Source organism: Pseudomonas sp. A25(2017) (genome assembly GCF_002001065.1).
Lineage (GTDB): Bacteria > Pseudomonadota > Gammaproteobacteria > Pseudomonadales > Pseudomonadaceae > Aquipseudomonas > Aquipseudomonas kilonensis.
In genome coordinates, this window is the sequence record NZ_MUOA01000074.1 from 65,460 (window position 1) to 91,385 (window position 25,926).

Here is a 25,926-nt window from a genome sequence, read left to right on the forward strand (position 1 = left end):
GGGACCGCATCGCCTGCATCGCGGGCAAGCCTTGCTCCCACCCGTTTCGCTCCCACCTAAATCCCCTCGCCATAAAGGTTACGAAAAAAAGCGGGTTTATTTGGGGTAAAGCGGCGGCAACCCCGAATCACCCGCCGAGCCCAACCCCGCTTCGGTGGGCGGGATGGTGCGGATGGCCCGCCACAAGTCCTCTCCCTGCCAGTGCTGGCCGGTCTCGCTGTAGAGCGCGCCGTTGAGGCCGTCCAGGGCGTCGGACAGCGGCACGAAGCGCGCCGCCATGTCGGCCAGGGTTTCCGGCTGCTGGCGGGCCCAGGCGTCGAGGGCCTGGCGGGTGGCGTGGGAGTCGTTGGCCAGGCAGGCGCGCTTGAGGTCGTCCAGCAGGGTGCGCGGGCTCGGTCCGGCCTGGGTCGAGCGCAGGATCGCTGGTTGCCAACGGGCACGCCACCACAAGCCAAAGCCGAGCAGTGTCGTGCAGGCGAGGAGGAAGGTGCTCAGTTGCCAGTACCATAGGGTCTCGCTGTCGACCGTCGTGACAATCTGCGTCGTGCCGGCCGGCGTATCCACCATCAGGCTCGGATTGTTCGCCACCTGCAGGGTCCGCGCCGGAAGGCTGGTGCGGTCCAGGTGATCTTCCAGGGTGTTCCACCAGACCACTTCCACCGGTGGCAGCTCGATGGTCCCGCTGCGGTTTGGCACCAGCGCCTCGCGGTCTTCGCGGCTGCCCACCAGCCCGCGCTCACTGCTGCGGCTGCTGAGTACCGGTTGGTCCGGGTAACGTCGCAAGCCATTGATCTCGGTGGCCGGCAGCGGTGGCAACTGGGCGCTGGCCAGGCCTTCGGCTTCCAGGGTCAGGCTGCGGGTCAGGGAATCGCCGACCTGGCTGTGGGTCGGTTCCGGGCTCCAGCTTTCGCTCAAGGACAGGCTGCGTGCGGGCAGCCAGGGTACGTCGGCCGGGTAGCTGGCAGGCTTGGGTTTGACGCTCAGCAGCAGTTGCTCGGAGCTGACCCGCATCAATTGGCCGGGTTTGGGGCCCGAAGGGACGGCGTCCTGGGCCACCGGCTCGACCAGGGTGGCGCTGAATGCCTGGGCTGGGATCATCAGCTCGCCACTGCGCTGTGGGTAGATGCCATACCGCAGTTCGATCACGCCATGGCGCACATCGTTGATGACTTTTTCATAGGTGCGCGATTCGCCCAGCTGTTCGGTGCGGGCATCGGGGATGTGCAGCGGCGTCAGGCTGCTGTCGTCGTACAGCGACACCGAATGGTAGATACGCAGGGTCAGGATCGCCTGGGCCTGAACATACACTTCGGTCTGGTCGAGGCTGGCCTCGATGAACACCGCCGCCAGGGGCTCCGAGGCGTTGCGGGTCTCGCTTTCGATCACTTGCAGGGTAATCGGCTGGCTGGTTACTTCGCCCAGTTGCAGCGACGGAATGACCACGGTGCCGCTTCGGCGCGGCAGCAGGGTCACGATCCAGCGGGTGGTGGCGCGGTTCTCACCGTCGAGGGTCGTCAACTGGTTGACCTGGCGGGTGCCGCGCACATCGAACAAGGCCTGGAGCGGGCCGAGGTCAGGTTTGCCGAACAAGGTGGCGTCGTTGGATTCCAGGGTCAGTTCCACCGTTTCTCCAGAGTTCAGGCGGCTGCGATCCACACTGGCAGTCAGCTGTGCAGCCTGGGTCCCAGAGGCCCAGAGCAGCAAGACGAGGAGGTAGGCGGTGAAGCGGGTCATTGGGTTTTTCCCTGGGCCTGATGGCTTTGCTGTTCATACCAGAATTTACGCCTGAGCAACTCGCCCGGATTATCCGGGATCTGGCGCAGCCATTGTTCCGTTGCCTGGCGCTGTTCTTCTTCATTGCGCTGGCCGGCGGCGGGACGCAGCGGCGGGGTGGTGGTCTGCTCGTCCGGCAGCTCGCTGCCCGGCACATCCTGGGCGGTGGGCGGTTGTGCCGTCCGTGGAGGCTGGGATTCGTCCGGCGTCGCAGTTGCCTCGGCGGATGGCTGGCCCGGTTCGGAAGACTGGCTGGGTGAATCGGCATCCGGTGCTTGTTCGGTGGGGCCCGGTTCCTCGCTTTCGGTGGGCTTGGGCTCCTGCGCCGGTGGTGTCTGCTCGTTCAACAGGCTCTGTACCAAGGTCTTGTTGGTTTGGGCTGGGCGCAGGTCGGGCTGTAACTCCAGGGCTTGTTCGTAGGCATCCAGTGCGGCTTCCAGCTCACCGCTGCGGGCCAGGGCATTGCCACGATTGTAGTGCGCGCGGGCGTCGTTGCCTTCGGCGAAACGCCGGGCAGCTTCGCTGTATTGGCCGGCTTCGTACAGGGCAACACCTTGCCACTGGCTGTCCTCGAAATGGGTGGCTGCCTCGGCGGGACGCTTCTGCTTGAGCAAGTGCTGGCCTTGTTGGTCGGCGCGCAACCACAGGTCCTGGAACTCGAAGGCATGGCCGGTTTGCGGCAGCACGAACAGCAGCGGCAGGCAAAACAGCCAGCCTCGCCGCCCGGCGCAGGCGGCCAGCAGCAACAGGGGCAGGAGCAGCCAATAGCCTTGGTCGGCCCAAGTGTCCAGGCGCAAGGTTTGTCCGTCGCTGCGCAAGTGGCGAGGGCCGGCCAGCAGGCCCAGGCCGCGCAGGTCGCTGTCGTCCAGCCGCGCTGGCCGGTAGCGGCCATCCAACTCATTGGCGAAGGCCTTGAGGCCCGGGCTGTCCAGGCGTGGCACCAGGATCGCGCCCTGGGCATCCTTGAGGTAACTGCCATCTTCCTGGGCAACCGGGGCGCCTTCGCGGGTCCCGATACCCAGCATCAGCCATTGCGTGGCGGATCCGTCGAGGATCTGGCGGATGCCTTGGCGTTCCTGTTCATTCAACGACGAACCGATCAGCAGGATTCGACCGTGGCCGAGTTCGCCTTGGTCCAGCAGGGCCATGGCCTTGTGGACGGCCAGGTCGGCGCGATGGCCGCCTTGGGGCATGATCGACGGCGCGAGGGCTTCGAGCAGGTTGGCGCTGGTGGCCAGGTCGTCGGACAGCGGCACCAGCGTATGGGCGCTGCCGGCATAGACGATGATCGCGGTCTGGGCATCGCTGCGGTTCTGCAACAGGTCCAGCAGCTTGCGCCGGGCCTGTTCCAGGCGCGTCGGCGGAACATCGGTGGCGAGCATTTCCGGGGTGAGTTCCAGCACCACCACCAGCGGGTCGGCGGGTTTCTGGCTGGTCTGTTCGACCCGCGCCCAGCTCGGTCCCAGCAACGCCAGCACGATCAACAGCCAACCCAGGCCCAGGGCAATCCACGGCAGCCGGCTTTCACGGCCACTGCCGCCACTGAGCAGCATGGCATGAAAGGCCGGCGGCAAGATCATCTGCCAACGGCCCACGCGTTTCTGTCGATGCCACAGTTGCCAGAGCAACCAGCCCAGCAACGGCAGCAGCAACACGAACCAGGGGCGCAGCCAGTGTGGCCAGAGGGCGATCATCGACGCCTCCGCAAGCGCAGGCGCTTGAGCCGCTGGCGCCACTCGGTGTGTTGGGCCTGCTGGAACAGCGGCTGGTTGAACAGGCGCTGCAACGGATTGTCCGGCCAGCGCGCGCGGGCCACCAGCAACATGCTCAACAGCAGTGCAACGGCCAGGGGCCAGTGATACAGCGCCTGGGCAGGGCGCGCCTGGGTCGGTTGCTGGGTCACCGGTTCGAGCTGGTCGAGGGTGGTCTTGATCGCCAGCAATTGCTCACCATCCTGGGCACGAAAATAACGACCGCCCGTGGCCTGGGCAATGTCCTTGAGGGCCGCCTCGTCCAGGTCCAGGCTCGGGTTGACGCCGAGAAAGCCCGCCGTGCCGCTCTGTTCCGGATCGGCACCGATGCCGATCGGGTAGATTTTCACGCCTTCGTCGGCGGCCAGTCGCGCGGCGGTCAGTGGGTCGATTTCGCCGCCGTTGTTGGCGCCGTCGGTGACCAGGATCAACACGCGGCTGTGGGCCGGCCGCTGGCGCAGGCGCTTGAGGGCCAGGCCGATGGCGTCACCGATGGCGGTATTCTTGCCGGCGATGCCAATGCGCGCCTCATCGAGCCAATGGCGCACGGTGCGGCGGTCGAAGGTCAGCGGTGCCTGCAGATAGGCCTGGCTGCCGAACAGGATCAGGCCGACCCGGTCACCTTCGCGGCCTTCGAGAAAGTCCCCGAGCATGTGCTGGACCAGCGCAAGGCGACTGACTTCTTCGTCCTTCCAGTGCATGTCGGGAAAGTCCATGGAGCCCGAGACATCCACCGCCACCAACAGGTCGCGGCCGCTGGCGGCGATGGGCAACGGTTCCCCCAACCACTGCGGTCGGGCCGCGGCGATCAGTAACAGCAGCCAGAGCAGGATGAAGGGCGACTGTTGCCGCCAGGTCGGCAGATTGGCCCGGGCTCGCCGGCCCACCAGGCCTTCCAGGTCCCCGAGGAAACTGACCTTGAGCGCCGGCTCGCCGCTGTCGGCCGCCGGCAGCACCAGGCGCATCAGCCAGGGCAGCGGCAACAGGGCAAAAACCCACGGCCAGGCGAACTCAAACATGTTTGCGAATCCAGATTTCGACCGCTTGGGTCAGGCCGGCGATGGCTTTGTCATCGAGCTTGCATTCGGGTTTGTAGGCGCCTTCCACCAATATCATCCAGCGCGTCAGGCCGGCGGCCGGGCAACGGTTATCCAGGAAGGCCAGCCATTTGCGCCCGTTGAGGGTGTGACTCTGGCTGTAAGGATAGTGGTTGCGGCACAGGCGCTTGAGCAGCCCGTTGAGCTGTTGCAGCCAGGCACCGGCCGGTGCACCGTCGTAGGGCTTGGGCAGCCGGGCGAGTTCGGCCAGGGCGGCCAGGCGCACCGGGTCCAGGGGTTGTTCGCTGCGGGCGGTGGTGCGCTGGATGGGAATGAACCGGCGCAATTGCCACAGCCCCAGGCCCAGCAAGGGGATCAAGACCAGCAGCAACCACCAGCCCGGTGCGGGCGGCCAGAAGCCGATGGGAGGCGGGGCCATCAGTGGCTGTAATTGATCGAGGCTGCTCATCGGCTTTTTCCGGCCCGCTTGGGGTTCAGGTATTCGCGCAGTTGCTCGACCATGTCGCCCTGGGTGCTCAGGGGCATCATCAGGATTCGCAGTTTCTGCGCCAGCAATTCCCAGCGCTCCTGGCGCGCTTCGGCCTGGGCGCGATAGGCCTGGCGCAGTTCAAAATTCAGGGTGTCGAGTTCCAGTTGGGCGCCACGCTGGGCGAAGCGCAGCAAGCCGGCGGCGGGCAGGGCGTGATCCAGCGGGTCCGACAGCGGCAGCAGCAACAGGTCGCAATGGCGCGACAGCAGGCTCAGTTGCTGCTCGGCGCTGTCGGACAACGCACGCTCGTCGCAAATCACGATCACCAGGCTGCCGGGTCGTAGCACTTCCCGGGCCCGACGCAGGGCGATGCCAAACGAGTCGCGGTCCGGCTCGGCCTCGGTGTGCAGCGACTGGTTGACCCGCACCAGCCGGTTGAGCAATTGCAGCAGGCTCTGTTTGCTGCGCCGCGGCTTGACCTCGTAATGGGTGTTGTTGCCGAACACCAGGCCGCCGACCCGGTCGTTGTGCCCCAGCGCGGCCCAGCCGATCAGGCTGGCGGCCTGGGCGGCGAGCACTGACTTGAACACCAGCCCCGAGCCGAAGAACAGCCGGTGGCTTTGCTCGATCATGATGAAGATCGGTCGCTCGCGTTCTTCGTGGAACAGTTTGGTGTGGGGCTCCTGGGTCCGGGCGGTAACGCGCCAGTCGATGGTGCGTACGTCGTCGCCGGCCTGGTAGACCCGCACCTGGTCGAAATCGACCCCGCGTCCGCGCAACTTGGAGTGATGCAGGCCGATCAGCGGACTGCGCTGTCCCGGTGTCGAGAATAACTGCACCTCGCGCACGCGATGGCGCATCTCGATCAGCTCCGAAAGGCTGACGCGGATGCCCGGTGCGGGCGCCAGAGGGTTATTCATGGTGCATGCTCAAGCGACAGCGACGACGTCGAGAATCCGCTGCACGACCCGGTCCTGGTCGATGCCGGCGGCCTCGGCTTCGAACGACAGAATGATGCGATGGCGCAGCACGTCGAACAGCACGGCCTGGATATCTTCCGGGCTGACAAAGTCGCGTCCGGCCAGCCAGGCGTGGGCACGGGCGCAGCGGTCCAGGGCGATGGAACCCCGTGGGCTGGCGCCGTAGGCGATCCATTCGGCCATTTCCGGGTCGAACTTGGCCGGGTTGCGGGTGGCCATGATCAGTTGCACCAGGTATTCCTCCACGGCGTCGGCCATGTACAATCCGAGGATTTCCTTGCGTGCGGAGAAGATCGCCTGCTGGCTCACGCGGCGTTCGGGCTTGGTCTCGCCGTTCAGCGCTTCCCCCCGGGCCTGCTGGAGGATGCGGCGTTCCACCGCGGCATCGGGAAAGCCGATCTTGACGTGCATCAGGAACCGGTCGAGCTGGGCTTCGGGCAGCGGGTAGGTGCCTTCCTGCTCGATCGGGTTCTGCGTGGCCATCACCAGGAACAACGGCGACAGTTCATAGGTGCTGCGCCCGACGCTGACCTGGCGCTCGGCCATGGCTTCGAGCAAGGCCGACTGGACCTTGGCCGGGGCGCGGTTGATTTCGTCCGCCAGCACCAGGTTATGGAAAATCGGCCCTTGCTGGAACACGAAGCTGCCGGTTTCCGGGCGGTAGATTTCCGTACCGGTGATGTCGGCGGGCAGCAGGTCGGGGGTGAACTGAATACGATGGAATTGCGCTTCGACGCCTTCGGCCAGCTCTTTGATGGCCTTGGTCTTGGCCAGCCCCGGCGCGCCTTCCACCAGCATGTGGCCGTCGGCAAGCAGGGCGATGAGCAGGCGCTCGATGAGTTTTTCCTGGCCGAGAATCTGCGTTGAAAGAAAGGTTCGCAGCGCAAGCAGCGCTTCACGATGTTCCATCGGTGACTGTTCCTGGAAAGGGTGGCCCCAGGCGTTCGGATAACGCCGGGGCTGGGGGCGTTACTTTAATGCATGGCGGGGGGTGGCGACTAACGGGATTTTGTCTGGCGTGCGGATTTGTGATCGGTTTGGACCTGGTGTGGGAGCGGGCTTGCTCGCGAATAGGCCGATACATCCAGCAGCATCGTCTCAGACAGACCGCTATCGCGAGCAAGCCCGCTCCCACAGAGACCTGTGGTGAACACCGATTCCATAAACACCCGAGATCAGTGTGGGAGCCGAGCTTGCTCGCGATGACGGCGGGACATTCAACTTCAATGCAGCCTGACCCACCGCTATCGCGAGCAAGCTCAGCTCCCACAGGGATTGGCAGTGGACACCGACTCCATGAGCACCCGAGATCAGTGTGGGAGCCGAGCTTGCTCGCGATGGCGACGGTACTTTCAACTTCAATGCAGCCTGACCCACCGCTATCGCGAGCAAGCTCAGCTCCCACAGGGATTGGCAGTGAACACCGATTCCATGAGCACCCGAGATCAGTGTGGGAGCCGAGCTTGCTCGCGATGGCGACGGTACTTTCAACTTCAATGCAGCCTGACCCACCGCTATCGCGAGCAAGCTCAGCTCCCACAGGGATTGGCAGTGGACACCGACTCCATGAGCACCCGAGATCAGTGTGGGAGCCGAGCTTGCTCGCGATGGCGACGGTACTTTCAACTTCAATGCAGCCTGACCCACCGCTATCGCGAGCAAGCTCAGCTCCCACAGGGATTGGCAGTGGACACCGACTCCATGAGCACCCGAGATCAGTGTGGGAGCCGAGCTTGCTCGCGATGGCGACGGTACTTTCAACTTCAATGCAGCCTGACCCACCGCTATCGCGAGCAAGCTCAGCTCCCACAGGGATTGGCAGTGGACACCGACTCCATGAGCACCCGAGATCAGTGTGGGAGCCGAGCTTGCTCGCGATGGCGATGGCACATTCAACTTCAATGCAGCCTGACCCACCGCTATCGCGAGCAAGCTCAGCTCCCACAGGGATTGGCGGTGGACACCGACTCCATGAACACCCGAGATCAGTGTGGGAGCCGAGCTTGCTCGCGATGGCGATGGCACATTCAACTTCAATGCAGCCTGACCCACCGCTATCGCGAGCAAGCTCAGCTCCCACAGGGATTGGCGGTGAACACCGATTCCATGAGCACCCGAGATCAGTGTGGGAGCCGAGCTTGCTCGCGATGACGGCGGCACATTCAACTTCAATGCAACCTGACCCACCGCAATCGCGAGCAAGCTCAGCTCCCACAGGGATTGGCGGTGAACACCGACTCCATGAACACCCGAGATCAGTGTGGGAGCCGAGCTTGCTCGCGATGACGGCGGCACATTCAACTTCAATGCAACCTGACCCACCGCAATCGCGAGCAAGCTCAGCTCCCACAGGGATTGGCAGTGAACACCGATTCCATGAGCACCCGAGATCAGTGTGGGAGCCGAGCTTGCTCGCGATGGCGACGGTACTTTCAACTTCAATGTAGCCTGACCCACCGCTATCGCGAGCAAGCTCAGCTCCCACAGAGGGAGTGGCGGTGGGTGCGGGGTCAAGGCACGCCGCCGATCCAGTGTGGGAGCGAGCCTGCTCGCGATTACCATAGTAGATCTGGTACCTCATATTTTCGCTAATTTTGCATCCGAATCTCATCCACCAGCAGCCTGATTGCTGGCCTGTCGACCAGTTCCCGCCACGGGCCATCCTCCACGATTGCCCCGTCATGCATCACAATGACCCGGTCAAACCGATGCAGGTGGTCAACGTCATGGGTGACACATATCAACCCCTGCCCGGCAAAAACGTCGAATAAAAGGTCCCAAAGGGGCGTGGTCAGCCTGGGTTCGATGGATGCGCTTGGCTCGTCGAACATATTGAATTTTCCGGGCTTGTTGATCAGGCGCAGCAGCGATAGGCGTTTGGCTTCGCCTCCGGAGATATTCGATGCATTTTCGCTGACCTGCCGTGTTGTCACGATCTCATCCAGTTCCAATTGCCGTATCGCTCTAGACAAAATCGGCGATGCGCTGCCTCCGAACAGAACCGATTGTTCAAAAGAGCCTTCCAGAAACCTCGGTTGTTGCGGGCAGTATCTCAAGGTGTCCAAGTGAGCTTGACCGGACAAAAGTGAGACCGGTACCGAGTCGATACTCAGTTGGTCTCGCTTTGATGCATCAAGCCCGGCGAGCACTTCCAAAAAAGTGGTTTTGCCTGCGCCGCTAGGGCCCGTAACGGCCACTGACTGCCCTTGAACAAATGCCAGGGAGCGCTTGATCGACAGGCGAAGCCGTCCCGTTCCCGCCACTTCGCAGGGGCCGAGTTCCAGAACTGAGGGCCGCTGGAAATCAACCCAGGCCAGCTGATTGCTGCGAGCGAAATCCGGAAGTGATAGCAGACCCTCAAATTGACGCTGGTCTGCAAGGAACTGATCAAGAACACGATACCCTTCAGTCAAGGTGGAAATACTGAGCAGATAACTCCCTGCGATTGAAAAAATGGCAACCAGCTGCCCGACACTGATACTGGGCTGACCCGAAAGTTGGTCCACGACGCCCCAGTAGAGCAATCCCCCAGTGGAAAGGCTTACGAACAGTATCTTGGCGGTGCTCAGCAGGCCGCCAGATGATGCCGTAGTCACTGCAGCGTTGGCATAACGTCCGAACGCCGCGTTCAGCGGGCGCAGGGCAGTAGGTATGGCACTTTCCAGTTTTATGGTTTTCCCCGCGTTGAGGGTGTTGTAGAGGTGGGCACTTAACTCATCTTCCTGTTCATTGACTGCATCGATGTGCTTTCTCCGCCATTTGATAATTTGATGGGTGGCAGCCAGATAGATAACTCCGAACGCCGTCATGCTCAAGAAAATTTCGCCGCCACCTATGTAAATAAAAGCAACCCCAACAACTATGAACTCCAAGAGTACGGGAAGCGCAATGGTCACAATGAAAGTTAGTAGTTGTTCGTGCGCAGTAATTCCGCGCTCGACCGATTTGATGAAATGGCCGATTCTCCAGGAGTTGAATAACGAAAACTCTTTGCCTATGAGTTCGGTGATCCACTCAATGGAAGCGTTCATGATAATGCTCTGGACCAGCTTAGACAGCGCATGGAGCTGCAGAGGCGTGATGATGGCATGAATGCACCCCGCGACAATCAGGCCTGTCGTCAGTGCGAGCAGGGTGCTGGATGCTGGGTTTCTGTTGTCTTGCAGGGTGTCGATGATGGTTCCGAGTAGCAGTGGAGGGGCAAGTGTGATGAGTTTGAGTGCGATGATTGTGACTATAGTGATTGCTAGAAGTTTGGTGTGTTTTTTATAGGCGTTTTTTATCATTGCCCGGATGCTGTGCATGTACTCGCTCCTGGTTGCTTTGTGTTCGATAGTTCAACCGCGCAACACGTACTGAGGCACCACCAAGCGACCGTTTCTAATGATATTGAAACGCTCAAGTCCTGGAATATAAGTTTGAGTGACGATGCTGCTGCCTGAGAAGCGGGCTACCGTTCGGTGGAATATGTTCATGTCTTTAGTTGATAGGTTTTTTTGCAGTATTTCTAATTGTGCGGAAACTGTCATGGGGTCGATGTGTGTAGGAGTGTCAATGATAGGGAGTGTCGCTTTTATGACTGGTGCGAAGTCAATTAAGTGTTTTAGGTGTCTTGATTTAGATAGTAAATCAAAGGTTTCTCTATCTATAGATTCTTCAGCGGCATCATATAAGTCCTCGGACTGGAACTGTTCAGTAACTGCCCTTTGGATTGCAGTGTGGATTTCAAGCGAACATCCGGAGCCGATGGGTGAAAGATGGTGAACTCCAGGGCCTGCTTTGGGAAATGCCACTGCAAAATAAACTGATAGCACGTCCTTGATAATGATCACTTGCAGTCTGTTCGCTGACGCCAAGGCAGCGGGGTGGCTCGTCAGCGCTGTTTCGAGCAACGCGGTAGAAGGTGTGTACAGTTCCATTGCCGGACCGAGGCCACAGACAGCCATGTAGAAAAGAGACAGGATATGCCTCTCGATTGTTTCGTGGGTACCATGTAACAGTGCTTCGTTCTCTGTGCAACCAAAAGCAATTCCTGAGTTTGATGAGTAGCGAGATAAAAAGCGCAGTGCGGAATTCGAATCTTTGTGGATGTTTTGTGTCGTTTTAGGGCATAGAAGGACGCACGGCGCGAATAGTTCTTCATTGTTGTTGAGTGAGGTAAGCCTAAAGCATTCGATTAATTGTTTGGTGTGAGGCAGGCTGGTAAAAATCCCATCTTCTGTAACTGCTTTTTGAGTAGCTATTTTGTCGGAGCGGTATCGTATGGGAGTATCAGCAAGAGGTTGAAATGTGCTGAAGTGCTCAATGCTTTCTGCCAGTGCGCCTATTAGTGAGTCTGGTCCCTTGCCAGCGCCCGATTCAACGAGGTTGTCATTGTCATCAAACAGTTCGGCCGTTGCTACTAGCTTGGATGGTGTCGTATACCGTGTTATTGCACTGAGGCCCAGTGTATGGAGCGTGGACATGATGTTGAATAGCGCTTCGGTGGGTGATAGTTCTCGTTCTGACATATGGATCTCCATTAAAAGGATGCCGAAAGGAGACCCTTTCGGCACCTGTTTGCCGATAATTAATCGGTCACTGGCTTAATTGGTCAGCGACGCGAAAAAATCGGCTTCCGTTGCGAGGAGGTCTTTAGAAAGGCCTAATGCTTGCGGCAGGCCAAAAAAGGTATGATTTATTTCAGAGCGTTTCCTACCCATGTCGATTTACTCCAATGTAGTTAATGGGCGTCGCGACGCGAGCGCCCAACTTGCGTTTGTTCGCAAGTGATTAATTAATAGCATTGGGGTGAGGTGAAGGCTATTGCGCGACTTCCGAGGCTGACGTAGGTTCGTTCTTGCCGTTGAGTAGGAGGGGGGTGTAGGAATGTAGCTGCTTTGTTGAAACTGTGGTTTCTCTCTACTGTTCTCTCCGTTTGGGATGTTTATATTATTTTAAGCAAGGATCAAAAGGATAATCTGGCAGCGGTGTTTTAAGGTGGGTGTGCCCGGAAAGAGGTTGTGTTGCTTGCACCTATAAATGAACACAGTTGCCATCGCGACCCTGCTCGCGATGGCATATTCGAAGGCGACAATATGTCAGCCTATCCACGCCCCCGAATTCACCAGGTTCACTGGCCGCTCCCCCGCCAATGCCGCCAACAGGTTGTCCACCGCACAGCGCGCCATCGCTTCCCGGGTCTCGTGGGTGGCCGAGCCCATGTGCGGCGTTGCGACCACGTTGTCCATCTGCAACAGCGGCGAATCGGCATTCAAGGGTTCGCGCTCGAACAGCGTTTGTGGTGGCTTCAATCGCGAGCAGGCTCGCTCCTACATTGGGCCTGGGTGACGCAGGAAATTCCTGTGGGAGCTTGCTCCCGATGGTGGCAAGACATTCAACTTAAATGCAGCCTGACCCATCGCTATCGCGAGCAAGCTCAGCTCCCACAGGGATTGGCGGTGAAACCCAATTCCATGAGCACTTCAGATCAGTGTGGGAGTCGAGCTTGCTCGCGATGACGGCGGTACATTCAACTTCGATGCAGCCTGACCCACCGCTATCATCGCGAGCAGGCTCGCTCCCACAGGGGATTGGCGGTGGACGGAGGAAACAAGGAACGCCTCAGATCCATTGTGGGAGCGAGCCTGCTCGCGATGACGATATCACTGGCGGCGAATAACTCGGGTCATCGCTCGCTAATGCCGCCAACAGGCTATCCACGGCACAGCGCGCCATCGCTTCCCGTGTGTCGACACGCCGAAGTGACAGAACCGCGCCACCCAGCCGATTTGCAGCGCGCCAAGCCGTGTGGTTAGCTGCCAACCTCTCCCAGCCCCTTGACTGCCGAAGCCTCCATGAACTTTACCCAGCCTCGTTTGAGATTGCTGTCGATACTGAGTGTGACCCTGTTGGTGGTGGGCTGTACGTCCTACTACCTGTTTCGCCACAGCGGCGCGCCGGCCGATGAAGGTTTCGCCGCCGAGCAACTGAACGAAGGGGGTATGGAGGACATCGGCACGCTGGCACCGCCCGAGGTGGAGAAACGCCTCAATTATTTGATTCAGGACGCCGGTGAAAGCCTCAGGTCCCTGGAGTTGGTCAGTGATGTGCAACTGAGCCTGACCGTCGAGACGACCGGGCCCGCCGACGAGCAGCCGTTGCAATACGAGCCGCTGTTTGTCCCGTTCACCAGCGCGCAACTGAAAACCGAACTGGCGTCGATCCAGGGCCTGCGTTTTGCCCAGAGGTTATTCGCCGACGGTTCCGAAGTGAGGCTCGACACCAGCAGCCTCGATCCGCTCTGGAAGCGCGCCGCGACGCCGGATGAGCCGACGACCGAGCAATACCTGCCGCAGCGCCTGCGTTTTCGCGATGGCAGCGAAAAAACCTTCGCCGAGCTCAAGGCGCCGCCCAAGGTCGAGTCCGACGACATGATCGCGTCCCATGATGCCTTTGCACTTTCGGTGAACAAGCCGCTGGCGAGTCTTGGCCTGACGGTCGCTTACCGCAGCTATCCGGCGTTCAGGAAAGTGGTGCTGGACAAGGATCACCCGAAAGTGACCCTGGACGACGGTCAGTCCTTCCAGCTCACTGCCCTGGGTGATGGCAGCGCCTCTGTGCGCTTGAGTACGCCGAAAATGTCGACCTTCGTGGTGCAGGGGCTGGACGACGCGGGCAGGGCGCTCTATAGCAACGGCAATAACTCCCGGGCGTTTCCCTCCGACAGCGATATCGCGGCGTTGCATGACTATTACAAAGCGCTGCTGCAGACCAAGGACGATCTCAAGCAGCTCAAGACTGGCCAGGCGGTGCAACAGCAACTGGAGCGCTTGACCGAGGCGCTGGCCGCCCAGGTGGGGCCGTTGAAAAATACCGAGGTCGACTATCAATTCGAGGCCACCCCGCAACGTATCGTCATCCATGTGCTCGATCCGATGGAAGACAGCAGCGTTGAGTTCACCCAGGTCGACAACGTCCTGGCAGCACAAGCGCGGTACATCGCCTTGGACCGCAAGGCCGAGCGCTACGGCTTCATCGACCAGGCCGGCCAGTGGTTGATCAAGCCCCGTTGGGTGCAGGTGCAAGATAGCCAGGTGGCCGATACCTACACGTTGTTTTCCCCGGAAAAGTCCAGCGACCCGGACTCGGACTGGCAGGCGTTGCGCAGCCAGCTCGCCTATTTTCCTGCCGGTAGCAACAAGCTCGTGGACCTGCCGTTCGAAAACATCGCCGAGGCGTTGAGCAATGGCCTGCTGTTGGTGGAGCGTGAAACCAACGGTCCGTATGGGCTCTACGATGCCAGGAGTCACCGTTTCGTATTGCCGATGAAGTTCGTCAACCCCACCGTGACCGACAACCTGTTCATCGCCCGTCTCGGCATGCGAACCGATGTCACGGAAGGCCTGTACGGTGCCTATACCCTGGATGGCAAGCAGATCCTGCCGACGCAATTCTCGGGCATCGAGCACAGCGCGGGTTTGCTCTACGCCAGCTCCGCCGATCGGAGCCGCCAGGATGTTTTCGACCTGGAAGGTAAACGGATCAACCTGCAGGGTGACAACGTGATAGGCCGGTTTGTCGGGCAACAACCGCTGTTGGTGCAGGACGCTAAAAGCAGGAAGTTTGCTTTTATCAATCGCCAGGGGACACGGTTGCCCATCAAGTTACCGTATGACGAGGTGGAACCGTTTTCCAACGGCATGGCGGTGGTCGGACGCGATGGCAGCTATGGCGCCATCGACCTGACGGGCAGATTGCAGGTGCCGCTGGATTACAACCAGATCAACGCGTTCCAGGCCCGGTACGCCGCGGCCATTCGGGCCGGGGGTGGTTCCGGGCTGGTCTTGATCAGTCAGAACAACAAGGTGATCAAGGAACTGGGCTCCTACACCAGCATGAAGGTGCCGGATAACGGCAATGAGGCCCGTTACTACGTGAGGGATCCGAAGAACGATGACGAGTACCTGGTCTATGACGCTGACGGCAATCTTGTGAAGAAAGACGAATAAAAGCTGATGCGTGGCGAGGGAGCAAGCTCTCTCGCCACAGCGGTGCGTCGCTTTTGGAGTCAGAGCTGGCTTATATAGGTCCCCGTCCCCTTGAGGATGTTCTGCAACGTCAGTTCCACTTCCGCCAGGTCCGCCGCATCGGTGTCGTGGGTGATCTCCAGCACATCGTCGCCATTGAGCGCATCGGCATCCGCCGGGGCAATTTCAATTAGCAAGCGGGTAGGGCTGAGCGTGACCTTCACGCCGTCCAGCGTCGAAGGCTCGCCATCGAGGGTGATTTCCAGTTCGTCTTCGTCGGGGTAGCGTGTCATCAGGAACATTTCGCCCTGGGCGCTGTGGCAGCAGAGCATGGCCATGTTGTCTTCTTCGTCGTCGCACGGGTTGGCGATCAGAAGGGCGGTGGTCATTTGCATGGTGATGGCTCCAGGATCGAGTGCACCTGCGGGGTGCGAAAAGTGGATTCTGCCAGCCTGAAGGATTTTCTGCAGGTTTACCGCCTTGGGGTGCCGTTTGGTCCCCAGCCTGCTAGGGTTGTTCGGTGCGCACCGGCGGTTTAGCTTGCCGATGACCGAATATGTCGCAGCGCTGCAAGCAGGCACATTGTCGCACTCGTTAAGCTGCGCAACGGATGTGCACCTGCAAAGACCACCCCGGAGTGGTTTTTGCAGGTGTCCATGACATGAAATTACATGGAAAAGGATGTGACCTGCCGGTCCTGTCCAGCTTCATCCACCTGTCATCCTGTTTCCTCTGCCCGAGAATCAGGAACGGGATGGCCGACAACCCCGCAGGGGTTGCACGCGACGCTTCAATCAATAACAAGCCCAAGCGGAGTACCACAGATGGCGTTCTTCACCGCAGCCAGCAAAGCCGACTTCCAGCACCAACTGCAAGCGGCACTGGCGCAGCACATCAGTGAACAGGCACTGCCACAAGTGGCGCTGTTCGCTGAACAATTCTTCGGCATTATTTCCCTCGATGAACTTACCCAGCGCCGGTTGTCCGACCTTGCCGGCTGCACCCTGTCTGCTTGGCGCCTGCTTGAGCGCTTCGACCACACGCAACCGCAGGTGCGCGTCTACAACCCCGATTACGAACGCCACGGCTGGCAGTCGACCCACACGGCCGTGGAAGTGCTGCACCACGACCTGCCATTCCTGGTGGACTCGGTCCGCACCGAGCTGAACCGTCGTGGCTACAGCATCCATACCCTGCAAACCACCGTGCTGAGCGTGCGTCGCGGCAGCAAGGGCGAGTTGCTGGAAATCCTGCCAAAAGGCACCCAGGGCGACGGCATCCTGCAAGAGTCGTTGATGTACTTGGAGATCGACCGCTGCGCCAACGCCGCCGAACTCAACGTCCTGAGCAAGGAACTTGAGCAAGTGCTGGGCGAAGTGCGCGTGGCCGTGGCTGACTTCGAACCGATGAAAGCCAAGGTCCAGGAAATCCTCGACAGCCTGGACAGCAGCGCCTACGCCATCGACGCTGATGAAAAGAGCGAGATCAAGAGCTTCCTGGAATGGCTGGTGGGTAACCACTTCACCTTCCTGGGCTACGAAGAGTTCGTGGTTCGCGATGAGGCCGATGGTGGCCACATCGAATACAACCCCGATTCGTTCCTCGGCCTGACCAAATTGCTGCGCGCCGGCCTGACCGCCGAAGACCTGCGCATCGAAGACTACGCCGTCAATTACCTGCGCGAACCAACGCCGCTGTCGTTCGCCAAGGCCGCACACCCGAGCCGCGTACACCGTCCGGCCTACCCGGACTACGTGTCGATCCGTGAAATCGACGCCGACGGCAAGGTCATCAAGGAATGCCGCTTCATGGGCCTGTACACCTCTTCGGTGTATGGCGAGAGCGTGCGGGTCATCCCGTACATCCGCCGCAAGGTCGCGGAAATCGAGCGTCGCTCGGGCTTCCAGGCCAAGGCGCACCTGGGCAAGGAACTGGCCCAGGTGGTCGAAGTGCTGCCCCGTGACGACCTGTTCCAGACCCCGGTGGACGAGCTGTTCAGCACCGTCATGTCCATCGTGCAGATCCAGGAACGCAACAAGATCCGCGTGTTCCTGCGCAAAGACCCGTATGGCCGTTTCTGCTACTGCCTGGCCTACGTGCCGCGTGACATCTACTCCACCGAAGTGCGCCAGAAGATCCAGCAAGTGCTGATGGATCGCCTGAAGGCCTCGGACTGCGAGTTCTGGACCTTCTTCTCCGAATCCGTGTTGGCCCGCGTGCAGTTGATCCTGCGAGTGGACCCGAAGAACCGTCTCGACATCGATCCGGTCTTGCTGGAAAAAGAAGTCGTGCAGGCCTGCCGCAGCTGGAAGGACGACTACGCCAGCCTGGTGGTCGAAAGCTTCGGCGAAGCCCAGGGCACCAACGTGCTGTCGGATTTCCCGAAAGGCTTCCCGGCCGGCTACCGCGAGCGCTTTGCCGCGCATTCGGCCGTGGTCGACATGCAGCACCTGCTGAGCCTGAACGAAAAAAACCCGCTGGTCATGAGCTTCTACCAACCGCTGGGCCAGGTCTCCGGCCAGCGTGAGCTGCACTGCAAGCTGTATCACGCCGACACGCCGCTGGCGTTGTCCGACGTGCTGCCGATCCTGGAAAACCTCGGCCTGCGCGTGCTGGGCGAGTTCCCGTACCGCCTGCGCCACACCAACGGCCGCGAGTTCTGGATTCATGATTTCGCGTTCACCGCCGCCGAAGGCCTGGACCTGGATATCCAGCAACTCAACGACACCTTGCAGGACGCCTTCGTCCACATCGTGCGTGGCGATGCCGAGAACGATGCGTTCAACCGCCTGGTACTGACCGCCGGCCTGCCATGGCGCGACGTGGCGCTGCTGCGTGCCTATGCCCGTTACCTGAAGCAGATCCGCCTGGGCTTCGACCTGGGTTACATCGCCAGCACCCTGAACAACCACACCGACATCGCTCGCGAGTTGACCCGGTTGTTCAAGACCCGCTTCTACCTGGCGCGCAAACTCACTGGCGATGACCTGGAAGACAAGCAGCTGCGCCTGGAGCAAGCGATTCTCTCGGCCCTGGACGACGTCCAGGTGCTCAACGAAGACCGCATCCTGCGTCGCTACCTGGACCTGATCAAGGCCACCCTGCGGACCAACTTCTACCAGACCGACGCCAACGGCCAGAACAAGTCCTACTTCAGCTTCAAGTTCAACCCGCACCTGATCCCGGAACTGCCGAAACCGGTGCCCAAGTTCGAGATCTTCGTCTACTCGCCACGGGTTGAAGGCGTGCACCTGCGCTTCGGCAACGTTGCCCGCGGCGGCCTGCGCTGGTCCGACCGTGAAGAAGACTACCGCACCGAAGTGCTGGGCCTGGTAAAAGCCCAGCAAGTGAAGAACTCGGTGATCGTGCCGGTGGGCGCCAAGGGTGGTTTCCTGCCACGTCGCCTGCCGTTGGGCGGCAGCCGGGACGAGATCGCGGCCGAGGGCATCGCCTGCTACCGCATCTTCATCTCGGGCCTGTTGGACATCACCGACAACCTGAAGGACGGCGCGCTGGTACCGCCGGCCAACGTCGTGCGTCATGACGACGATGACCCGTACCTGGTGGTGGCGGCGGACAAGGGCACTGCGACCTTCTCCGACATCGCCAACGGCATCGCCATCGACTATGGCTTCTGGCTGGGCGATGCGTTCGCCTCCGGCGGTTCGGCTGGCTACGACCACAAGAAAATGGGCATCACCGCCAAGGGCGCGTGGGTCGGCGTGCAGCGCCACTTCCGCGAGCGCGGCATCAATGTCCAGGAAGACAGCATCACCGTGGTGGGCGTTGGCGACATGGCCGGCGACGTGTTCGGCAACGGCTTGTTGATGTCCGACAAGCTGCAACTGGTCGCGGCCTTCAACCACCTGCACATCTTCATCGACCCGAACCCGGAGCCGGCCAGCAGCTTTGCCGAGCGCCAGCGCCTGTTCGACCTGCCGCGTTCGGCCTGGAGCGACTACGACGCCAGCATCATGTCCGAAGGCGGCGGTATCTTCTCGCGCAGCGCGAAAAGCATCGCCATCTCGCCACAGATGAAAGAACGCTTCGACATCAAGGCCGACAAGCTGACCCCGACCGAGCTGCTCAACGCCTTGCTCAAGGCGCCAGTGGATCTGTTGTGGAACGGCGGTATCGGCACCTACGTCAAGGCCAGCACTGAAAGCCACGCCGATGTCGGCGACAAGGCCAACGATGCACTGCGCGTGAACGGCAACGAACTGCGCTGCAAGGTCGTGGGCGAGGGCGGCAACCTGGGCATGACCCAACTGGGTCGCGTCGAGTTCGGCCTCAATGGCGGCGGTTCCAACACCGACTTCATCGACAACGCGGGCGGCGTGGACTGCTCCGACCACGAAGTGAACATCAAGATCCTGCTCAACGAAGTGGTGCAGGCCGGCGACATGACCGATAAGCAACGCAACCAGTTGCTGGCGAGCATGACCGACGAAGTCGGTAGCCTGGTGTTGGGCAACAACTACAAGCAGACCCAGGCCCTGTCCCTGGCGGCGCGCCGTGCCTTCGTGCGGATCGCCGAATACAAGCGCCTGATGAACGATCTGGAAGGCCGCGGCAAGCTGGATCGCGCCATCGAGTTCCTGCCGGCTGAAGAGGCGATCAACGAGCGCGTCGCGGCAGGCCATGGCCTGACCCGTGCCGAACTGTCGGTGCTGATCTCCTACAGCAAGATCGACCTCAAGGAAGCGCTGCTCAACTCCCTGGTACCGGACGACGATTACCTGACCCGTGACATGGAGACGGCTTTCCCGCCGACGCTGGTGAGCCAGTTCTCCGAGGCCATGCGTCGCCATCGCCTCAAGCGCGAGATCGTCAGCACCCAGATCGCCAACGACCTGGTCAACCACATGGGCATCACCTTCGTTCAGCGGCTCAAGGAGTCGACGGGCATGAGCCCGGCGAACGTGGCGGGTGCGTATGTCATCGTTCGGGATATCTTCCACCTCCCGCACTGGTTCCGTCAGATCGAAGCCCTGGACCACCAGGTCTCGGCCGACGTGCAACTGGAGCTGATGGACGAGTTGATGCGCCTGGGTCGTCGCGCCACGCGCTGGTTCCTGCGCAGCCGCCGCAACGAGCAGAACGCTGCCCGTGACGTCGCGCACTTCGGTCCGCACCTGGCCGCGTTGGGCCTCAAGCTCGACGAACTGCTGGAAGGTCCGACCCGCGAAGGCTGGCAGACCCGCTACCAGGCCTACGTGGCCGCTGGTGTGCCGGAACTGCTGGCGCGCATGGTTGCCGGCACCACGCACCTGTACACCTTGTTGCCGATCATCGAGGCGGCCGACGTCACTGGCCAGAACGCCGCCGATGTGGCCAAGGCTTACTTCGCCGTGGGCAGCGCCCTGGACATCACCTGGTACCTGCAACAGATCAGCGCACTGCCGGTGGAAAACAACTGGCAGGCACTGGCCCGTGAAGCGTTCCGTGATGATGTCGACTGGCAACAGCGGGCGATCACCATCTCGGTCCTGCAAGAGGGCGATGGCGCCCAGGACGTGGAAACTCGCCTGGCACTGTGGCTGGAGCAGCACCACGAAATGGTCGAGCGCTGGCGTGCCATGCTGGTGGACATCCGTGCTGCCAGCGGTACCGACTACGCCATGTACGCGGTCGCCAACCGCGAGCTGTTGGACGTGGCAATGAGCGGTCAGGCGGTCGTGACGGCCAACTGATCCGGCGTTGAATGAAAAAGCCCCGCATTGAGAGATGCGGGGCTTTTTTTGTCTTGATGCCCAGTTCGGCTTGAAATGGAGACATTGTGGGAGCGGGCTTGCTCGCGAAGGCGGTGTATCAGCCAACAACGCTTCGACTGATGCACCGCCTTCGCGAGCAAGCCCGCTCCCACAGGAGGATCGCGTTTTGGCGGCTCAGTTTTTCAGCGGTATCAACACCGCCTCATCCTCACCCATCACCATGAACACCAGCAGTTTCGCCGGTTGGCTCGCGCTGGCGTTTTTCGACACCAGGTGCTCGGACCCCGCCGCTTCATACCAGAACTCTCCAGCCTTGTAGGTCTTCGCCGGTTCACCCTTGACCTGGGAAGTGATGGCGCCTTCCAGTACGTAGGCCATGGCTGTGCCCTCATGCTTATGGGCAATGGACGCTTGGCCGGGTGCATAGTTGACAGTCAGCATCATGGTTTTTTTACCTGGAACGTTTTTCAGCAATTGCTCCTGCAGCACCGTGACCTTTTCCGAAGGCGCGGCTTCGTGGGCGTAGGTCTGGGTCATGGGCAGCAGGCTGAGGGCGGCGATCAGACAGAGTGTTTTCATGAAGGTAGGGCCTGTGTGGTTTCGAGTGATTTCGCGCTGTCGCGGCGATGGATTCACCCTAAGCCCCACGGTAGGACAAGCAAACGTCCAATCTTTCGGAAGGTGGATAGACCAATACCGCGATCCATCCAGTTTGAAAGGTAACCCTCTGTAGGAGCTGCCGAAGGCTGCGATCTTTTGATCTTTCGCTTGAGACTCAATTGGATTGGGCAAGATCGCAGCCTCGTTGCACTCGGCAGCTCCTACAGCCGCGGGGTGTCAGCTGTTGAAGTCGACGCTTCGGGCCAGGCGGTTGTCGATCAGGCTGATGAAGCCTTGCACTTCCGGGCAGTTGAAGTGGGCTTGCATGGCCGCTTCCGACTGCCAGCGGGCGCTGACGCTCCAGCGGTCGCCATCCTCCGGGCAACGGTCGACCAGGTAGGCATCGCAGCCCGGCTGGGCACGCAGGGTCTCGACGATTTGCTGCAATTGCCGGCCCAGTTCTTCCGAGCGACCGGCGGCGGCTTGCACCTGTACGGTATTGATCACTTGGCGAGACATTGTTCAGGCTCCTGAATCAAGTCGCAGGGGGTTGCTCAATATCAATGACACCCGTGCAGGATAGGCCCGTCGGCGCGAGGCTCAAACAGCCAATGGGCAGATAAATGCCCAGTCCAATCTTCAGGCCACCTGCTGGAGAATGTCGCGCAAACGGTCGAGGGCGATGTCGATGTCCAGGGTTTCGATCGCGCCGAAACCGAAGAACAGGCCCGGCCGCACCGGGGCCTCGTTGAAAAAGCCATCAAGGCTGTAGAGCCCGACTTCGGCTTTTTTCGCCAGTTCGATCACCAGCGCCAGGTCCATGGGGACCTTGCACAACACCGCCATATGAAAGCCCGCGGTGGTGGGCACGGCCTCGAACCAGGGCGACAAGTCCCCGGCCATGCGTGCCAGGATTCGCTCGCGACGACCGGCATACAGGGTGTGGCAGCGGCGGATGTGCTTGAGCAGGCAGCCCTCGGCGATGAACTTCGCCAGCGCCCACTGAGGCAGGGTCGAGGTGTGCTGGTCTGTGAGGCGCTTGGCCAGGATCACCGCTTCAAGAATCGCTGGTGGCAGGATCGCATAGCCGAGCCGCAGTTCCGGCAACAAGGTCTTGGAGAAGGTGCCGACGTACGCCACGATCCCGCGCTCATCCAGGCTCTGCAACGAATCGGCGGGCCGGCCTTCGTAGCGGAATTCGCTGTCGTAGTCGTCTTCGATGATGATCGCCCCCAGCTCATAGGCCCGCGCCAGCAGGGCCTCGCGGCGGGCCTGGCTCATGGGCATGCCCAAGGGAAACTGGTGGGAGGGCGTCACATAAATCAACCGCGTGCCATCGGGGATCAGGTCGACCCGCATGCCTTGCTCGTCCACTGGCACCCCGGCCACCGTGGCGCCCTGGGAGCCGAACAACAACCGCGCCGGCGGATAGCCCGGATCCTCCATGGCCACCAGGCTGCCGGGACGGGTCAACACCCGCGAGATCAGGTCCAGGGCCTGCTGCGCGCCGTTGCAGACCACCACGTCTTCATCCTGGCAATTGACCCCGCGGGAAAACGCGATGTGCCGGGCAATGGCATTGCGCAGCGACGGCAGGCCTTCGGGCTGGCTGTAGAAGCCCTTGGCACTGGCGATCTGGCGCAGCGCGTGGGCCGTGCAGCGCCGCCAGTCGTCCAGCGGAAACTGGCCCTTGCCGGTGGCGCCACCGATGAAGTCGTAGCGCAACGCCCCTTCGAGGGTGGGATGGCGCATCAGGTCGGGCATGGTGCGCCAGGCCTCGACGACGTCGGCACCGGCCAGCTCGCGGTGGCTCTGCTTGCGTACGATCCTGGCCGGCCGCGCGTTGACGTAGGTGCCTTTGCCGATGATACCGGTGAGGAAATTTTCGTAGGTCAGTTGGGCGTAGGTGTCGGAGACGGTCTTGCGCGAGACCCCCAGTTGTTCGGCCAGCAGGCGGCTGGGCGGCAGTTGCGTACCGGCCGCCAGGCGACCGCTTTCGATGGCGCTGCGCAATTGTTGATACAACTGGCTCGACAGGTCCTTGCGGCCGTTGATGACAACATGAAGTTCCATACCCGCAAGCTCCTGGGCGATTGTTGGCGGCCAGCGTCAAAGGCGCAAGATTACCCGCATTGTGCGACTGCATAGAAGTTGCGTGGGGAAAATCCCGCCCATTGGACTTGCCTCCGGTTTTTTCGCCGAATTGGACCTGTCATTGCCCAGTCCCAGGGCCTACCGTGAAGGTCTCGAATGCCACGGAGCCCGCCATGAGCCCGCGTCTGGACTACTACACTGCATCGCCTGGGGCGATGAAAGCCATGATCGGCCTGGAAGCCCTGACCAGTCGCCTGAGTATCGAACCGGCGTTGCTGCACCTGATCAAGATCCGCGCTTCGCAACTCAATGGCTGTGCCTTCTGCACTGACATGCATTCGGTGGAGGCACGACGCCAGGGCGAGACCGAGCGTCGGCTCTACGCGGTGGCGGTGTGGCGCGACAGCGGTTTTTTCACGCCCCGCGAACGCGCCGCCCTGGCCTGGACCGAGGCGGTGACGCTGTTGGCTGAGAGCCAGGTACCGGACGACGTCTATGCCCAGGCCCGGGCCTGCTTCAGCGAGGAGGAACTGGTGGACCTGACCCTGGCGATCAGCACCATCAACAGCTGGAACCGGCTGGCGGTGAGTTTTCGCCAGAGTCCGGGTGGCTGATCCGCGAAAGCCAACTGTGGGAGCAAGGCTTGCCCGCGATGAACGATGATGAGGTGAATCTGGCGGACCGTGTCGCCTGGATCGCGAGCAAGCTTTGCTCCCACAGAGCAGGTCTGTCGTTTGCCTCTATTTATTTCCATTGGGCAGCGGCGAATTGCTGGCCGGAGCCGGCGGCCGCTGGGGCTTGACCGAAGTGCCAAATGTATTGCCCATGCGCACGCCAGTGGCCGCCGGGGTTGCCAGGCCGATGCTGTTCGGCGCGCGTTCGTTGACGGGCACATTCATGGCGTCCTGGGCCCGTTGCGTGGCTGTTGCAGCCTGCGGGTCGTTGCCCATCTGCCGGCTCAGGCAGTTGTAGTCGGGGGTCTTGTAGCCACCGACGGTCACCTCGATACACGCCGGCGCCTCTTCGCCCTGGGCCCAGGGCAGGGCCATGAGCAGGCCGAGGCCTGCTGTCATACGCATCCACTGTTTCATCATCGACCTCCTGGCCCGTCACACCGGACGGTTCGCTGTCAGGGCATCAGTCTAGTGCGGCCCGGGGGATTTGTATCAGTTGTCATACGACATTCATAAACTCCCCTCAGGATGACGGTTTTCAACGGATACGTCAGTCGTGCAGCAAGGCAGAGCCGGGGGCGGACGCGGACGTGGATTGACCAGGGCGCCCTTGGGCTGGCTGACGCTGTTGTTGTGTCTGCTGGCCGGGCCGATCCAGGCAGCCGGCCTGGTGGACCTGGATATCGCGCCCCAGGAACTGACCACGGCGCTGGAGCAGTTCAGCCGGGCGACGGGCATGGCGGTGCTGGTGGACCACCCGTTGTCGAGCCAGCGTCATACGCTGGGTGTCCAGGGGCAGTTCACACCTTCCGAAGGGTTGAGGGTGTTGCTCAGCGGCACCGGGTTGGCGGCGCACTATGCCCGGGCGGATGCGTTCACGTTGCAGCCGGTGCGGGTCCGCGAAGTGCCGCTGCCTCCCGGCGTCACCCCAGGCTTGAGTGACAGCAACTACGCGGCAGCGATCCAGGCGGTCATCCAGCGCAATTTGTGTCGTTCACCGTTGACCCGCCCAGGCAGTTTCCGGGCGGTGCTGCAAGTGTGGATCGGCCGGGACGGCGTGGTCCAGCACAGCCGCCTGGTCAGTTCCACAGGCGACGTGATGCGGGACAAGGCCTTGGTCAACAGTTTGCAAAACCTCAGGATCGACCGCCCGGCGCCCAGCTCGTTGCGCCAGCCGGTGACCCTGCTTTTGTTACCCGACTCATCAGGAAGAAGCATGGAATGCATAGCAGGGGAAGGGGTGTCCGGGCAATGAAAGACTCCGGTCGCAGCCCGCTGGTGAAGTTGTTCCTCACCTCGTATGAGGATTTCAAGGTGCGCCTGCGCAGACGCCTGGGCTCCGAGGAACTGGCCAACGATGTGTTGCATGAAACCTACCTGCGGGTCGATCGCATGGTCGATACCCAGGAGATTGCCCAGCCCAACGCTTATTTGTACCGCATGGCCCTGAACATCGCCGCCGACCGCCGGCAGGCCGATGCACGCCTGCTCACCGGCGATGAAATCGAGGAATTGCTGCAGGTCTCGGATGAAGCGCTGGATCCGGCTCGCGTGGTGGGTGGGCAGAAGGAGCTGCAGACCCTGCTCAAGGCCTTGTATGAACTGCCGGCGCGCCGTCGCAAGATATTCATCGCCGCACGCCTGGAAGAAGCGCCGCACCTGGAAATCTCCCAGCGCTTCGGTATTTCCACGCGCATGGTGGAGAAGGAAATCAAGGCGGCACTGGGGCACTGCGCCCTGCGCCTGGAAAGAAAAGTCATTCAGCGGTTCGGTCCCGGCGCGGGAAAACCGTCTTGAGAGTAGAG

18 protein-coding genes and 1 pseudogene are annotated in these 25,926 nt (G+C 61.2%); 5 read left to right on the forward strand and 14 right to left on the reverse strand.

From position 1 onward, the window contains the following. Positions 1 to 96: 96 nt before the first annotated feature. The 9 genes and pseudogenes from B0E42_RS18835 to B0E42_RS18875 all read right to left on the reverse strand — a co-directional run. Complete coding sequence (locus B0E42_RS18835; protein ID WP_077507022.1) at positions 97 to 1,734, reverse strand: BatD family protein; 1,638 nt, start codon at positions 1,732 to 1,734, stop codon at positions 97 to 99. Then, entirely contained in the window at positions 1,731 to 3,467 is a 1,737-nt protein-coding gene (locus tag B0E42_RS18840; protein WP_077507023.1) for a tetratricopeptide repeat protein, read from the reverse strand. The genes B0E42_RS18835 and B0E42_RS18840 overlap by 4 nt, the downstream gene beginning before the upstream one ends. After that, the gene (locus tag B0E42_RS18845) at positions 3,464 to 4,543 is read right to left on the reverse strand and encodes a VWA domain-containing protein (protein WP_077507024.1); all 1,080 of its coding nucleotides are present in this window, start codon (positions 4,541 to 4,543) and stop codon (positions 3,464 to 3,466) included. Before B0E42_RS18845 ends, B0E42_RS18840 begins: the two co-directional genes overlap by 4 nt. After that, on the reverse strand, positions 4,536 to 5,030 hold the full coding sequence (locus B0E42_RS18850) for a DUF4381 domain-containing protein (protein WP_046062756.1): 495 nt from the start codon (positions 5,028 to 5,030) through the stop codon (positions 4,536 to 4,538). The genes B0E42_RS18845 and B0E42_RS18850 overlap by 8 nt, the downstream gene beginning before the upstream one ends. After that, positions 5,027 to 5,971 carry a DUF58 domain-containing protein gene (locus B0E42_RS18855; RefSeq protein WP_014339082.1) on the reverse strand — a complete coding sequence of 315 codons (945 nt, stop codon included), beginning with the start codon at positions 5,969 to 5,971 and terminating at the stop codon, positions 5,027 to 5,029. The genes B0E42_RS18850 and B0E42_RS18855 overlap by 4 nt, the downstream gene beginning before the upstream one ends. Before the next feature lie 9 nt (positions 5,972 to 5,980). Continuing rightward, positions 5,981 to 6,940: a MoxR family ATPase gene (locus tag B0E42_RS18860; protein ID WP_003202654.1), complete on the reverse strand. Its 960-nt coding sequence runs from the start codon at positions 6,938 to 6,940 to the stop codon at positions 5,981 to 5,983. A gap of 1,679 nt (positions 6,941 to 8,619) precedes the next feature. After that, a complete protein-coding gene (locus B0E42_RS18865; protein WP_077507025.1) occupies positions 8,620 to 10,335 on the reverse strand; it encodes an ATP-binding cassette domain-containing protein in 1,716 nt (571 codons plus the stop codon). Positions 10,336 to 10,368: 33 nt separating this feature from the next. Then, entirely contained in the window at positions 10,369 to 11,541 is a 1,173-nt protein-coding gene (locus B0E42_RS18870; RefSeq protein WP_256578321.1) for a YcaO-like family protein, read from the reverse strand. 570 nt (positions 11,542 to 12,111) lie between these two features. Then, positions 12,112 to 12,306: pseudogene (locus B0E42_RS18875) on the reverse strand (NAD(P)-dependent oxidoreductase); the annotation flags it as partial. A gap of 561 nt (positions 12,307 to 12,867) precedes the next feature. On the opposite strand from B0E42_RS18875, the gene B0E42_RS18880 reads away from it, so the two are divergent. Then, positions 12,868 to 15,021, forward strand: coding sequence for a WG repeat-containing protein (locus B0E42_RS18880; RefSeq protein ID WP_077507026.1), 2,154 nt, complete (start codon positions 12,868 to 12,870; stop codon positions 15,019 to 15,021). Positions 15,022 to 15,080: 59 nt separating this feature from the next. Here the strand turns inward: B0E42_RS18880 and B0E42_RS18885 are convergent, their stop codons facing one another. Continuing rightward, on the reverse strand, positions 15,081 to 15,434 hold the full coding sequence (locus B0E42_RS18885) for a hypothetical protein (RefSeq protein WP_018614350.1): 354 nt from the start codon (positions 15,432 to 15,434) through the stop codon (positions 15,081 to 15,083). A gap of 429 nt (positions 15,435 to 15,863) precedes the next feature. Between B0E42_RS18885 and B0E42_RS18890 the strand changes: the two genes are divergently transcribed. Then, on the forward strand, positions 15,864 to 20,732 hold the full coding sequence (locus B0E42_RS18890; RefSeq protein WP_018614352.1) for an NAD-glutamate dehydrogenase: 4,869 nt from the start codon (positions 15,864 to 15,866) through the stop codon (positions 20,730 to 20,732). A gap of 195 nt (positions 20,733 to 20,927) precedes the next feature. On the opposite strand, the gene B0E42_RS18895 is transcribed toward B0E42_RS18890, so the two are convergent. The 3 genes from B0E42_RS18895 to B0E42_RS18905 form a co-directional block, all read right to left on the reverse strand. Further along, positions 20,928 to 21,332, reverse strand: a complete 405-nt coding sequence (locus tag B0E42_RS18895; protein WP_053179384.1) for a cupin domain-containing protein — start codon at positions 21,330 to 21,332, stop codon at positions 20,928 to 20,930. Positions 21,333 to 21,590: 258 nt separating this feature from the next. Further along, positions 21,591 to 21,872, reverse strand: a complete 282-nt coding sequence (locus tag B0E42_RS18900) for an antibiotic biosynthesis monooxygenase family protein (RefSeq protein ID WP_053179386.1) — start codon at positions 21,870 to 21,872, stop codon at positions 21,591 to 21,593. Positions 21,873 to 21,992: 120 nt separating this feature from the next. Beyond that, complete coding sequence (locus tag B0E42_RS18905) at positions 21,993 to 23,426, reverse strand: PLP-dependent aminotransferase family protein (RefSeq protein ID WP_018614358.1); 1,434 nt, start codon at positions 23,424 to 23,426, stop codon at positions 21,993 to 21,995. Positions 23,427 to 23,620: 194 nt separating this feature from the next. On the opposite strand from B0E42_RS18905, the gene B0E42_RS18910 reads away from it, so the two are divergent. Further along, entirely contained in the window at positions 23,621 to 24,061 is a 441-nt protein-coding gene (locus B0E42_RS18910) for a carboxymuconolactone decarboxylase family protein (RefSeq protein WP_053179388.1), read from the forward strand. A 126-nt stretch (positions 24,062 to 24,187) separates the two neighbouring features. Here the strand turns inward: B0E42_RS18910 and B0E42_RS18915 are convergent, their stop codons facing one another. Continuing rightward, a complete protein-coding gene (locus B0E42_RS18915; protein ID WP_018614362.1) occupies positions 24,188 to 24,538 on the reverse strand; it encodes a hypothetical protein in 351 nt (116 codons plus the stop codon). Between the two features lie 193 nt (positions 24,539 to 24,731). Here B0E42_RS18915 and B0E42_RS18920 point away from each other — a divergent pair, with 193 nt between their 5' ends. Next, positions 24,732 to 25,376 (forward strand): secretin and TonB N-terminal domain-containing protein, encoded by a 645-nt coding sequence (locus B0E42_RS18920; protein ID WP_018614364.1) that lies wholly within the window; start codon positions 24,732 to 24,734, stop codon positions 25,374 to 25,376. Further along, positions 25,373 to 25,918 carry a sigma-70 family RNA polymerase sigma factor gene (locus B0E42_RS18925; RefSeq protein WP_018614366.1) on the forward strand — a complete coding sequence of 182 codons (546 nt, stop codon included), beginning with the start codon at positions 25,373 to 25,375 and terminating at the stop codon, positions 25,916 to 25,918. Before B0E42_RS18920 ends, B0E42_RS18925 begins: the two co-directional genes overlap by 4 nt. Positions 25,919 to 25,926 lie beyond the last annotated feature (8 nt).